We start from the raw sequence: 12,741 nt of genomic DNA, 5'->3' as shown, positions 1-12,741 counted from the left end.
CACACCCACTGCCGAAGCCAAAGGGCTTGAGGAGTTTCTGATACCGCACCGAACCATGCTTAAACACGCCGTTAAGGCGAAAAAGCTGGTCACCCACGCCCTTACTTATACGGTAACGGCTACCGCCTACCAAGCCGTGCCCGGCCAAACGGACAGTGAGCCGTTCATCACGGCTGACAATTCCCGCATCAAACCACACTATGGGAGCAAAAAGCGCTGGATGGCCCTGTCGCGCGACTTGCTGAAACCGTGGGGCGGCCCTTTCAAATTTGGCGATAAGGTGCGCGTACGCGGCCTCTCGCCCAAACTCGACGGCGTGTACACCATTCATGACACCATGAACCGCCGCCACCACCACTGCATGGACGTGCTGACCCACCCCAGCGAGAAATACGATATTTTTCAGAAGGGCGTGAAGATTCAGCCCCTTGCAGTGCTGTAAAAACACTTATTGCTATTCTATAAAAGGCACGAAAAAGGCCGTACCCTTGTCAGGTGCGGCCTTTTTCACGTTTTGAATAATTCGCCGATTGCCCTATTTCGGCATTGCCATTTTGAAAATGCGGAAGGGCTGGCGGGGCTGGCCCACGCCCTTGTTCCAGGTGGCCGTTTTGTGGATGGCGGAGTTGGCCACGTACAGGTTGCCGTCGGCGGCGAAGCTGTAGGTATCGGGCCATTGCAGGCGCGAATCCTTGGCTACGGTTTCGATTTTGCCGGCGGGCGTGCGGCGCAACAGGGCACTTTGCTCAAAGGAAGTGAGGTAAACGTTGTTGGCGGCGTCGATTTCGAGGCCATCGGAGGCGGGGATTTCGCCCACGGTTTCAACTGCCTGGGCCAGTTGGGCTTCGCTTAGGGCGGCATCGCGCAGGACGGCGGTTTTAATGCGGTAGAGGGTGTGACCGGTGAGCGGGCAGTAGTAGAGGCAGGTATTGTCGGTGCTCAGGGCAATGCCGTCGACATTGAACTGGGCGGGCTTGCCCTGGGGGTCGAGCATCGGGTGGCCTTCAGCTTTGATGACCAGGCCTTTCACGGCTTTGGTGGAAGGATGGCTGGCCAGCAGACGGCGCGATTTCAGGGTTTTCAAATCGGTGACAACCAGTGCGCCGGTGCCCGATTCAGTGAGGTAGGCGTAGTTGTTCTGCAGGTCGATGCGCACGTCGTTGAGATAGGACTTGCGCGGGGCCACATCGGCCGGGAAAGAAATGGTGAGCAGAACCTGGCCGGTTTTAGGGTCGGTTTTCACCAGTTTGGGGCCGCCGGGCACGGTAAACTTCAGGCCGGGCGCGGCGGGGTCTAGAATCCAGACCATGCCCGATTTATCAGCAAACACGGTTTGGGGGCAAATCCAGTGCTTGAGCGGTTCCGATTTCACGGAGTCGTTCCACATGCACCAGCTGGCGTTGGGATACGGCGAGAGGGTGTTGTTGGGGCCCACTTTGGCAATGGGGTACACGGGGTTGTAGTCCCAACGCGGAAAGCAGGCGAATATTTCGCCGCCAGGGGCCACGGCCACGCCCACCATCTGCGGGTCGGTAAACTCGGCCACCACTTGCAGGGGCGAATTGGTGGCGGCCGTATCGGCACTGGTGCCGGTGGCATCGGGGGCCGAGCCGGTAGCGGCCGTGTCGGCTTTGCCGGAAGGGGCTGAGCAGCCGGCCAGCAGCAGGCCGGCGGCCACGTTGAGCAAGAGCAGCTTGGAAAAAGACATGTTTCGTGGTGTTTAGGAGAGCAGGAAACGCAAAAAAACCAGCCGGGATGGGCAGAAGTTTCTCATACGGCCGGCTGGCGCGCACGTTGGAGCAGACAAGAGTAAGCTCGCCCGTGACAGGCGCTGACTTATTGGTGCGCAGCCGAATCCAGGGCGGTAGTTCGCGGGGCAACAGCTGCAGAATCCGAGCGCGGGCGCGGGGGGCGGAGCATGACAACCGGTGCAGGATGGGCGGGTGCCACACGCACGGTTTCGGGAACGGCCACGGTGGTAGGCAACGGCTCGGCCTGCGGGCCGGTTTCGATGGGCGCGGCCAGGGCCAGCGAATCGGCAGCGGTTTGGCTGGTGCTGGAAATGTGCTCCGATGGCGGCCGGTTCATGTTCAGGTACAGCACCACCGCCAGAAATGCCAGTACGCCCCCAATGGAGAGAATCAGGGCCAGCGAGTTGCGGGCCGGCTCTTCAGCCATGGGCGGAAACTCGTCGCGGGTTCGCCAGGCGGGCTCGGGCAGGGGTTCGGGGCCGGCGGGGAAGTGCGCGGGGGTGGGCAGCTCTTCGGCCAGCGGCGCATTGGGCGCAACCGCTACGGGCGAGGGCTCGAACACGGGGAGCGGAGGCGGCACCACCGGCCCGGGAGCGATAAATTCGGGAGCGGCCAGGGGGGCCGGCGTAGCAGGCGTGGCGAACACCAGCCGCTGCTTCAAAGCTTCGAACTCGGCGGGCGTAATGGCCCCGGAATCCAGCATTTCCTTGAGCTGGCGGAGGGTGTCGAGGGGTGAATTGGGGTTGTCCATGACCAGAATACGGCCGGCGGTGGGCCTAGTTTTTGCGGTCGAGGGCCGAAAGGCGGTCGCGGCGGCGTTGCAGGCGCAGGCGGCTTTCGTCGAGCAGCAGGTTGTTTTTGGTTTGCGAAGCCGAATCGGTGCGCGATTGCAGCAGGTTTTCGGCGTTCTTTTTCTTCAGCTCCTCAATGCGGGCCAGGTTGGCTTCGGTGTTGCTTCTCAGTGCGGCCTGCTCCTTTTCGAGTCGCTCTTTTTCCTTTTCGGTGGCTTTGAGCTTCTTCTCGGCTTCGGCAATCATGTCGCGGTAGGCCTTGAGGCGGGCAGCCCCGGCAAAGTTCTGGGCAATGGCGCGCAGGGCATCGTACTCGGTTTTGGTGCTGCTGGGGTCGAAGAAGGTATTATCATCGAACCCACCGAAAATGGCCACCTCCGCCACCGAATCCGACGGGGCGATGATGGTGGCGTAAAGGTCCACCAGCTTGCCCGAAATGGTGCTGGCGGGGGTTTGGCGGGCCACCAGCACGTCGCTTTTATTGAACCCCAGTACGCCGCCGGCCTTGAACTTCACGTTGTAGCTGCTCTTCATCCAATCCTGGAAAAACGCGCGCACATCGGTGGCCTTGCCATCAACCTGTACTTTGAGCGCGGCACGGGGCTTTTTGTTGTAGTTCACGTCGCCGGGGCGCACGTCGTAGAGCTGAGCCGAAGCCGGGGTGCCCGCCAGCAGGCTGGCCAGCATCAGCAGCAGAAAGCAAATTTTAGACATAACGCAGGGGGTAAAAAACGGCGGTTAGCGCAGCTCGTGGCGGTCGAAGGCGGCCTGCAAATCGGCGCGCATAGCCTGGAAACGGGCAATGGCGGCGGCCAGAAATTCGTCGTCAAGCAGCTCGCGGGCCTCGGCATCGGTGCCGGTGAGCAGGTCGAGCTCGGCCACTTTATAGGTCTGTTCCAGGTTGCCCTGCTCCAGTTTCAGCAGGAACTTGCCGTTCCAGGCCAGGAGCGTGATTTTGACGGCGGGATGGGGGATGTCGGCAACGTGACGCACAGGACCACAGATTTATCGGATTTTAACGAATGGGAACAGTTTTTTTGGGGTTCGCCACCCAACAGACTACCTCCAAAAGCTGGTCGAATCTAGCCCTTATTTTTGGGATGAAAGGCGATTCCGACTTAAATACACTTGAATCGGAACTCCAAAAAACCCGTTCCCATCCGTTAAAATCCGATAAATCTGTGGTCTAAGCTCGACCTAACACCTCTCCGCTGCCGTGCGTAAAAAGCCCGGTGGTCCGGTGCTACGGACCGGGTTTTTTCACTTTTATTTCACTACTGCCATGCCTCAGGGAGATAAATCGAAGTACACCGACAAGCAGAAGCGCCAGGCCGAGCACATTGAAGACGGCTACGAGAAGAAAGGCGTTTCGGAGAAGGAAGCCGAGGCCCGCGCCTGGGCCACGGTGAATAAAAACGACGGCGGCGGGAAACAACCCGGCGGCTCGGACCGTAAGAAAGCCGACAAATGATTTCTTGGTCAGTTCCAACGATGCCAAGTGGCTGTCACCCCACAAAAACAGCGCCTCCCGCAAACGATTACGGGAGGCGCTGTTTTGATATACCGACGGCTACAGTGGTTTCCGGGCCACCATTTTCACCAGCCGCAGCTGCTGCCAGGTAAAGTCGGCAGTGCCGATGAGCTCTTCGTAGCGCACTATTTTCAGGCCGGCGGCTTTGTATAAGGTAGGCAGCTCGTTGGTTTGGAAAAACACGCGGTAGTCGCCGCCCACTACCTGCAGCTTTTCGGTGGCATCCATGTGGAAGGCTTCGAGCACGACCAGGCCGCCGGGTTTCGGAGCGCGCCTGATGCGGGCGGCGTAGTCGTGGCCGCCGGCGTAGCTCAGCACAATGAGGTCCCATTTATTGGTACCCCAGTCGTACTGGGCCATGTCGGCTACTTCGGTGGTGATTTTGACGCCGAGGCTGGCAGCTCTTTTTTGCGCGTAATCCAGAGCTTTTTCGGCCACGTCAGCCCCCGTTACCTGCCAGCCCTACTGGGCCAGGTAAATGGCGTTGCGGCCTTCGCCCATGTCGGCGTCGAAGGCAGTACCGGGCCTGAGGTTTCTCACGGTTTCGACCAGCAGGGCATCGGGCTGCTCGTTGAGCACGCGGGCCCGCATCAGCGAATCGATGAGCAGGTAGTTCCAGCGCTGGCGGGTGCGCTCGGCCATTTCACGGTTGTAGGCGGCTTGCTGGGCGGCGGTGGGGCTGGCGGGCAGCACGGGGTCGGGGCCCAGCCCGGGGATAGGCGGTAGGCTGCGCTTGGCGGGCGCGGCGGGGGCAGGCTGCTACGCCCGGGCCGGGCTCAGTATCAGGAACAGGGCCATGCTCAGCAACAAGCTGGCCGGCAGAAGCCGCAGCAAGGAAGATGATTTCATAGTGCGTTCGAATTAAGTGGATTAGCCTAAAATTATTCATTAAATAGCGAATAATATATATTTAAGCTGTTTAGAAAGTCCCCGAACGGTCATGCAGAGCGCAGCGAAGCATGACCGTTCGGGGACATTTTGTAACTTTCTAAACAACTCCATTACCTCGCTCAGCGCTTTCACGCGCCATCCAGCCGGAGGCTGTAATTTTCGGGCATGAACAAGCTCTTTCTTGGCGCGCTGGCCTTGCTCCCACTCGCGGCGGCCGCCCAAACCCCTCCCCCATCCGCCGTGCTCACGCCCGAAAAGCTCTGGCAGTTGGGCCGACTGGGCGAAATGCAGGTGTCGCCCGATAGCAAAACAGTGGCTTACACCGTCACCAAATACAACCTGGCCGAGAACAAAGGCAACGCCGACATCTGGACCGTGCCCGTGGCCGGTGGCACGCCAAAGAAACTCACCGACACGCCCGGCTCGGAAAACACCCTGAACTGGCGGCCTGATGGCAAGCTGACCTTCATTTCGGGCGAAGGCGGCACCGACCAGCTCTACGTGATGAGTGCCGATGGCAGCGGCAAACAGAAGCTCAGCGACTTCCCCGACCAGGGCCTGAGCAACCTGAAATACGCACCAAAGGCCAATTTCATCCTCTACACGCAGGATGTGAAATCGAGCCCGACCACGCTCGACCTGTTCCCGGACCTGCCCAAGGCCGACGCCAAAATTATCGACGACCTGAACTACCGCCACTGGAACGTGTGGGACGACCACCTCGCCAGCCACGTCTTCTTTCAGCCCCTGAACGCCGACGGCAAGCCCGAAGGCTACGGCAAGGACCTGATGCCCGGCGAGAAATTCGACTCGCCGCTGATGCCCGACGGCGGCTCAGAGCAGCTGGCCTTTTCGCCCGACGGCTACCGCATTGCCTACACCAGCCGCAAGCTGACTGGCAAGGCCGAGGCCGAGAGCACCAACGCCGACATTTACCTCTACGATATTCACAACCAGCAAACCGTGAACCTGAGCGAGGGCCTGGGTGGCTACGACACCGAGCCCAGCTTCTCGCCCGATGGCAAGCAGGTGGCCTGGCTGAGTATGGCCACGCCCGGCTTCGAGAGCGACCGCAACGGCATTGTGGTGTATGATTTCGCCAGCAAAAAGCGCGTTGACATCACCAAAGGCTCGGAGCTGAGCGCGGGCAACGTACGCTGGAGCGCCGACGGTAAAACCCTCTACTTCCTGGCCGTGGTGACGGGCGCGGAGCAGCTGTTTGCGGTGCCCGGCAAAGGCGGCAAAATCCGTCAGCTCACCACCGGCGCGCAGAATTACAACGCGTTTGAGCTGGTGGGCCGGGACCAGGCCGTGGCCAACCGCACCACCCTTTCGGCCTTCGCCGACATCGTGCGGCTGGATTTGAAAACGGGCAAGGAAACGCCACTTACCACCATTAACCAGCAGGAGCTGGCGGGCATCAAATTCGGCAAGGTGGAGGACCGCCGCGTGACCACCACCGACGGCAAGCAGATGCAGGTGTATGTGATTTACCCGCCCGATTTCGACCCGGCCAAAAAGTACCCCACCCTGCTCTACTGCCAGGGCGGGCCGCAGGCCCCCATCACCCAGAGCCAGAGCTACCGCTGGAATTTCCAGCTGATGGCGGCCAATGGCTACATCGTGGTGGCGCCCAACCGGCGCGGCCTGCCCGGCTTCGGGCGCGAGTGGAACGACGCTATTTCGGGCGACTGGGGCGGCCAAGCTATCCGCGACTATTTCTCGGCGATTGATGCCATCAGCAAGGAGCCGTTTGTGGACAAGGACCGCCGCGGCTGCGTGGGTGCCAGCTACGGTGGTTTCGCGGTGTATTACATGGCCGGCCACCACGAAGGCCGCTTCAAAACCTTTATTTCGCACGACGGCCTCTACAACCTCACCAGCTGGTACCCCAGCACCGAGGAAATGTTTTTCGCCAAGCACGACATGGGCGGCGCGCCCTGGGACGCCACGCCCAGCAAATCCTACCAGGAATTCAACCCCCAGATGTTCGTCAAAAACTGGGATACGCCCATTCTGGTCATCCAGGGCGGCAAGGATTTTCGGGTGCCCGAGGGGCAGGCGATGGAGGCCTTCGGCACGGCGCAGCTGCGCGGTATTCCGAGCCGGTTTCTGTACCTGCCCAACGAGGGGCACTGGGTGACGAAGCCGCAAAACTCGGTACTCTGGCAGCGGGTGTTTTTTGAGTGGCTGGGCCGCACGCTGAAGCCCGGCGGGCAGGCGGGCAAGTAAGTTGGCTCAATCGTTTTTAGAAAGTCCATCCGGTCGTCCGGATGGACTTTCTGGCGTTGGGACTTGGGGGCGGGCGGCTTTCGGCGCGGGCACGCATTTTATCCGTTGGCTCAAACCAGATAGCCATCAAGGCGATGGCCGGGGCGGAACGGCAGATGAAGAGGCATTCAGCTATTGCCGGGCGAAAAATCGGTACCTTTCAAGCAGGTTGTTTTTCTGAAAAACAATTATTTATACCCCACGCCGTATACACCGGCATTATGCTGGTTTTTAGGGTGCGGCAGCGGTTTGCCGCGGATTTCAGGCCCGCCCGTATCATTATAAAAATAGCGAAAACTTGCCTGCCGGGCCAGTTCAACCACTCCATGAAGGAAAGCGAAAAGCGTTACCGCCGGCTTATTGAAGCCAGCCAGGATTTATTGGTCACCATCGACTTGCAGGGCAATATTACCGACACCAACGAGGCAGCAGTCAAGATGACGGGCGTGAACCGCGACGCGCTGATGGGCTCCAATTTCTTCACCTATTTCACGGAGCCGGCCGCGCTGGAGCAGGTGTACCAGCAGGTGCTGGCCACCGGGGCCGTCACCAACGTGGCCTGCACCCTGCGCCACGCCAATGGCACGCCCACGCAGGTGCTGTTCGACGGAACGGTGAACAAGGACGACCACGGCCTGGTGCTGGGCGGCGTGCTGGTGGCCCGCGAAGTGGCCGGTAAAAACTGGGCCGACGAGCTGAGCATTGCCAACGAAGAATTGGCTTTCCAGAACGATGAGAAGGGAAAACGCGCCGCTGAGCTGGTGATTGCCAACAAAGAGCTGGCGTTTCAGAACGACGAGAAGGAGAAGCGGGCGCAGGAGCTGAGCATCGCCAACACGGAGCTGGCGTTTCAGAATGACGAGAAGGAAAAGCGCGCCCAGGAGCTGAGCATTGCCAACGAAGAGTTGGCTTTCCAGAACGACGAGAAGGAAAAGCGGGCCCAGGAACTGAGCGTAGCCAACACCGAGCTGGCCTTTCAGAACGACGAGAAGGAGAAGCGGGCGCAGGAGCTGAGCATCGCCAACACGGAGCTGGCGTTTCAGAATGACGAGAAGGAAAAGCGCGCCCAGGAGCTGAGCGTGGCCAATACCGAGCTGGCTTTCCAGAACGACGAGAAGGAAAAGCGGGCGCAGGAATTGAGCGTGGCCAACACCGAGCTGGCCTTTCAGAACGACGAGAAGGAGAAGCGGGCGCAGGAGCTCATCATCGCCAACACCGAGCTGGCGTTTCAGAACGACGAGAAGGAGAAGCGTGCCGCCGAACTGGGCATTGCCAACATTGAGCTGGCGTTTCAGAATGACGAGAAGGAAAAGCGGGCGCAGGAGCTGGTGATTGCCAACAAGGAGCTGGCCTTCCAGAACGATGAGAAGGTGAAGCGGGCGGCCGAGCTGCGCATTGCCAACTACGCCCGCAGCCTGATTGAGGCCAGCCGCGACCCGCTGGTCACCATCAGCCCGGAGGGCAAGATTACGGACACGAACCTGGCCACGGTGTACATCACGGGCATTGAGCGCGAGCAGCTGATTGGGTCCGATTTCTTTGCCTATTTCACGGAGCCGCAAATGGCCCGCGAGGTATACCAGAAGGTGTTTGCCGAGGGCACCGTGGCCGATTCGCCGCTCACGCTGCGGCACAAAGACGGCAAGCTGACCGACGTGCTGTTCAACGGCTCGGTGTATAAGAACGACGAAGGGCTGGTGCTGGGCGTGGTGATTGTGGCCCGCGACGTGACCGACCAGAAGCGCATTGCCACCGAGCTGACGGAGGCCAAAATTGCGGCCGAGCGCGCCACCGTGCTGGCCGAGGAAGCCCAGGCCAAAGCCGAAAGCGCCACCCAGACGGCCGAGGATGCCGTGAAAGCCAAGCAGCAGTTCCTCAGCAACATGAGCCACGAAATTCGCACGCCCATGAATGCCATCATCGGCTTCACGAAGGTGGTGCTGAAAACGGAGCTCACCGACAAGCAGCGCGAATACCTGACGGCCATCAAGATAAGCGGCGACACGCTGATTGTGCTCATCAACGACATTCTGGACCTGGCCAAGGTGGATGCCGGCCGGATGACCTTCGAGCAGATTCCGTTCAAGCTCTCGGCTTCGGTGTCGGCCATGGTGCACTTGTTCGAAACCAAGATTCAGGAGAAAAATCTGGAGCTGGTGATGGAATACGACGAGAAAATCCCGGAAGTGCTGGTGGGCGACCCCGTGCGCCTGCACCAGATTATTCTGAACCTGGTGAGCAATGCCGTGAAATTTACCAGCGAAGGCAGCATCACGGTGGGCGTGCGGATGCTGGTGCAGGATGCGGAAAAGGTTATCCTGGAGTTTGCCGTGACGGATACCGGCATCGGCATCGAGCAGGCCAAGCTGGGCACAGTGTTCGACAATTTTCAGCAGGCCACCAGCGGCACCAGCCGCCTGTACGGCGGCACGGGCCTGGGCCTGGCCATTGTGAAAAACCTGGTGGAGCCGCAGGGGGGCACCATCAGCGTGCGGAGCAAGGTGGGCAAGGGCTCCACGTTCAGCTTCATTCTGAGCTTTACGAAAACGCTGGAAAAGGCCGAAATAGAAACCGGCCTGAACATCGAGCTGGAAGCCGGCTTTAAGGACGTTAAAATACTGGTAGTGGAAGATATTGCCCTCAACCAGCTGCTGATGAAGACCTTGTTGGAGGATTTTGGCTTTGAGATGGAAGTGGCCGGCAACGGGCAGATTGCCATCGAAAAACTGAGAACTACGCCCTTCGACATCGTGCTGATGGACCTGCAAATGCCCGTCATGAATGGCTTCGACGCCACCGAATACATCCGCAAGGAGCTGAAGCTCAAGGTGCCCATCATCGCCCTCACCGCTGACGTGACCACCGTGGATGTGGAAAAATGCAAGGCTGTGGGCATGAACGACTACATCTCGAAGCCCATCGACGATAAGCTGCTCTACAGCAAAATCATCAAGTACCTGAAAAGCTCGGGCTACAGCAAGCCCGCCGCCGCGCCGGGCCACCCGCCCGAGGCCGCGCTGCAGCCCCCACTCACCTGCGTCAACTTCGACTACCTGCGCCGCATCACCAAGAGCGACGCGCGCATGGCCGAGATGATTTACCTATATCTGCAGGAGATTCCGCAGCTGGTGCAAACCATGAAAAACGCCATTGAGCAGCAGCAGTGGCAAGCCCTGAAATCGGCCACGCATTCCATCATTCCCACCTTCGCCACCATTGGCATCAACCAGGAATTTGAGGACCACGCCAAAGACCTGCAAGCCCTGGCCGCCGTCCTGATTGCCCCCGAAGCCGCAGCCGACAGCACCGAAATCGTGGTCCAGGTGCACGCCCTGTTCTCCAAAATTGAAGCCGTGTGCGCGCTGGCCGCCCAGGAGCTGGAAGAGAAGCTGCAACGGCTTTCGCAAACGCTGCACCCAGCGCGGGCACAGAACTAAGCCGAATCAGCCGGATTTTTTCTTTTTAAATAAATGAATATTAAATGAATTAATTGTTATTTGCCGATTCAGCAGCCTGTTAGCATCGGCCTATGCGGTTTTGTCTATTCTTGGTACTGATACTGAGCTGCTGGCAGCCTGGGGCGGCCCAGGACGCGCCGCCCCAGGCCCTGCGCGACACGGCTGCTGCTGAAAGACCCCAAGGGCGCGCACCTCTCGGAAGCCTACCACTACTATACCGAGCCCTTCGGGCCCCGCGCACGACCCCGAGCGGACCGAGGCCGCGTGGCGCGCCGGCCGGTTCCGGCCCGGCCCCTGGCACAAGCCGCTCAACCTGGGCCTGATGCACCGCCGCGTGTGGATGCGCTTGCCCGTGCGCAACACCGAACCCCTGCGCCTGCGCTTCCTGTGGAGCATTTTCAACTTCACCAACAGTGCGGCGCTGTATTGCCGGCGGGCGGGCAAGGCGAAGTTTACCCGCCCGGCGGCCAGCTGCTGGGTGCCGGCCGCCGGGCGGGCCTTTCCGGCGCGGTCGCTCAGCTTCCCATTTGCGCTGGACCCCGGCGAGGCGGTCGTGCTCTACCTGCGCGTGGATGCCCACACGGACAGCATCTACCTGCCCACCCACATCGAAACCACCGAATATTTCCTGGCTTGGGAAATGGGCTTTCCGTTTGAGCGGCACTGAGTGTGGTTGCTGGGCTTTCACTTAAGCAGCGCCTTATTCAACCTGGTGCTTTTTGCGTTTCTGCGCGACCGTATTCACCTCTGGTACGTGGCCTACATGGTGGGTGTGACGCTGTTTCTGATGATGGAAGACGGGCTGGATGCCCTGCTGCTCCCGGCCGGACCGTACCGGCTGCTGTGGTCGGTGGGGCAGTATAATTTTATGCTGCTGGCGGCAGCGGCGGGTATTCGCATCATGCAGCTGTTTTTGCGGCTGCGGGCCAGCTGGCCGCGCCTGCACCGGGCCGGCAACTGGCTGGCGGGCGTGGTGGTAGGGTTTGTGGCGGGCTACGCCGGGCTGTTTCCATGGGCGGTGCGCCACAGCCTACCCACCGTGGAAGTGCTGAACGGGGTGCGCGAGGTACTGATGGTGCTGGTGTTCGGCTACGGCTGGACGGTGCTGCTGGCCCTGCTGCGGCACCGGCGCTGGCGGCGGCTGGCGGCATACTACGCCCTCACCTTCTTCTTCTTCTTCTTTGTGGGCTACGGCATCTTCTGGCTCAATCATCTGGGCCTCAACAGCTTCAACCCCATCCACCCCAATACCCTGGCTTGGGGCCTCATGCTGGAGCTGCTGATACTGAGCGCCCTGCTCACTGGCCGCTTCCGGCATACGCTACGCCACAATGCCCGGCTGCGCGTGCAGCACCTGCGCCAGCGCGAGCGCGACGTACACAGCGCCCGCCTCATCGCGGCGCAGGACGATGAGCGCGAGCAGTTGGCCCGCGAGTTGCACGACGCCCTGGGTCCCAACATCGCCGCCCTGCACATGGCCTGGCAAAGCGAGGCCATGCGCGCCGCCCTGGCTTCGGCCCCCGCCGCCGCTGCCGTGGGCCAGCTCAACGAGGATATGCTGCGCGAGCTCTACAACCAGGCGCGGCAAATCAGCCACGTCCTGCTGCCGGCCGAATCGGTTACCAACCGCCTCACCACCTCCATCACCACGCTGCGCGACATGCTCAACCTGCACGGCACGCCGCAGGTACACACCGATTTCGGCCCCGGCCTCAACGAGCTGCCGCCGGCCGTGCAGTCGGCCGCCTTCCGCATCATGGCCGAGCTGGTGAACAACGCCGTGCGCCACGCCCAGGCCCGTCAGGTGCACGTGCACCTACACCGCCTCCCCACCGCCCTGGAGCTGTGCGTGGCCGACGACGGCCGCGGCTTCGGCCGGGGCGAAGACACGCCACTGACGGGCATTGGCCTGCGCGGGGTGCGCACCCGGGCGGCCTACCTGGGCGGCAGCGTGAGCATTGAGGTGCCAAAGGTGGGCACGCGGGTAATAGTGCGCCTACCGTGCTGAATTACTGTAGGGGCGAAGCGGTGCTTCGCCCGTCGTTCGC

The 12,741-nt window shown here is 60.8% G+C and carries 12 protein-coding genes and 1 pseudogene; 6 read left to right on the top strand and 7 right to left on the bottom strand.

The window, feature by feature from the left end:
• Positions 1–55 precede the first annotated feature (55 nt).
• Positions 56–442: an RlpA-like double-psi beta-barrel domain-containing protein gene (locus KQ661_RS07160; RefSeq protein WP_216679990.1), complete on the top strand. Its 387-nt coding sequence runs from the start codon at positions 56–58 to the stop codon at positions 440–442.
• Positions 443–535: 93 nt separating this feature from the next.
• Here the strand turns inward: KQ661_RS07160 and KQ661_RS07155 are convergent, their stop codons facing one another.
• The 4 genes from KQ661_RS07155 to KQ661_RS07140 all read right to left on the bottom strand — a co-directional run bounded on the left by KQ661_RS07155 (position 536) and on the right by KQ661_RS07140 (position 3,535).
• Positions 536–1,708 (bottom strand): L-dopachrome tautomerase-related protein, encoded by a 1,173-nt coding sequence (locus tag KQ661_RS07155; protein WP_216686011.1) that lies wholly within the window; start codon positions 1,706–1,708, stop codon positions 536–538.
• Between the two features lie 128 nt (positions 1,709–1,836).
• Positions 1,837–2,502 carry an SHOCT domain-containing protein gene (locus KQ661_RS07150; protein ID WP_216686010.1) on the bottom strand — a complete coding sequence of 222 codons (666 nt, stop codon included), beginning with the start codon at positions 2,500–2,502 and terminating at the stop codon, positions 1,837–1,839.
• 25 nt (positions 2,503–2,527) lie between these two features.
• The gene (locus tag KQ661_RS07145) at positions 2,528–3,256 is read right to left on the bottom strand and encodes a hypothetical protein (RefSeq protein ID WP_216679987.1); all 729 of its coding nucleotides are present in this window, start codon (positions 3,254–3,256) and stop codon (positions 2,528–2,530) included.
• Between the two features lie 24 nt (positions 3,257–3,280).
• The gene (locus tag KQ661_RS07140; RefSeq protein ID WP_168672096.1) at positions 3,281–3,535 is read right to left on the bottom strand and encodes a hypothetical protein; all 255 of its coding nucleotides are present in this window, start codon (positions 3,533–3,535) and stop codon (positions 3,281–3,283) included.
• A 289-nt stretch (positions 3,536–3,824) separates the two neighbouring features.
• Here KQ661_RS07140 and KQ661_RS07135 point away from each other — a divergent pair, with 289 nt between their 5' ends.
• A complete protein-coding gene (locus KQ661_RS07135; protein WP_216679986.1) occupies positions 3,825–4,013 on the top strand; it encodes a hypothetical protein in 189 nt (62 codons plus the stop codon).
• Between the two features lie 99 nt (positions 4,014–4,112).
• Here KQ661_RS07135 and KQ661_RS07130 read toward each other — a convergent pair.
• Positions 4,113–4,520: pseudogene (locus KQ661_RS07130) on the bottom strand (class I SAM-dependent methyltransferase); the annotation flags it as partial.
• 15 nt (positions 4,521–4,535) lie between these two features.
• Positions 4,536–4,766 carry a hypothetical protein gene (locus KQ661_RS07125; RefSeq protein WP_216686009.1) on the bottom strand — a complete coding sequence of 77 codons (231 nt, stop codon included), beginning with the start codon at positions 4,764–4,766 and terminating at the stop codon, positions 4,536–4,538.
• Positions 4,767–5,129: 363 nt separating this feature from the next.
• Here KQ661_RS07125 and KQ661_RS07120 point away from each other — a divergent pair, with 363 nt between their 5' ends.
• Entirely contained in the window at positions 5,130–7,196 is a 2,067-nt protein-coding gene (locus KQ661_RS07120; RefSeq protein WP_216686008.1) for a S9 family peptidase, read from the top strand.
• Positions 7,197–7,423: 227 nt separating this feature from the next.
• On the opposite strand, the gene KQ661_RS22515 is transcribed toward KQ661_RS07120, so the two are convergent.
• On the bottom strand, positions 7,424–7,558 hold the full coding sequence (locus tag KQ661_RS22515) for a hypothetical protein (RefSeq protein ID WP_262898295.1): 135 nt from the start codon (positions 7,556–7,558) through the stop codon (positions 7,424–7,426).
• A 3-nt stretch (positions 7,559–7,561) separates the two neighbouring features.
• Here KQ661_RS22515 and KQ661_RS07115 point away from each other — a divergent pair, with 3 nt between their 5' ends.
• The 3 genes from KQ661_RS07115 to KQ661_RS07105 all read left to right on the top strand — a co-directional run bounded on the left by KQ661_RS07115 (position 7,562) and on the right by KQ661_RS07105 (position 12,701).
• A complete protein-coding gene (locus KQ661_RS07115) occupies positions 7,562–10,672 on the top strand; it encodes a PAS domain S-box protein (protein WP_216679982.1) in 3,111 nt (1,036 codons plus the stop codon).
• A gap of 235 nt (positions 10,673–10,907) precedes the next feature.
• A complete protein-coding gene (locus KQ661_RS07110; protein ID WP_317196148.1) occupies positions 10,908–11,360 on the top strand; it encodes a 7TMR-DISMED2 domain-containing protein in 453 nt (150 codons plus the stop codon).
• Positions 11,361–12,701, top strand: coding sequence for a sensor histidine kinase (locus KQ661_RS07105; RefSeq protein ID WP_317196076.1), 1,341 nt, complete (start codon positions 11,361–11,363; stop codon positions 12,699–12,701).
• Positions 12,702–12,741: the final 40 nt, after the last annotated feature.

It is taken from the genome of Hymenobacter siberiensis (genome assembly GCF_018967845.1).
Taxonomy (GTDB): domain Bacteria; phylum Bacteroidota; class Bacteroidia; order Cytophagales; family Hymenobacteraceae; genus Hymenobacter; species Hymenobacter siberiensis.
Note: the sequence above shows the minus strand (reverse complement) of the source record. Positions and strands in the feature narration are given on the sequence as shown.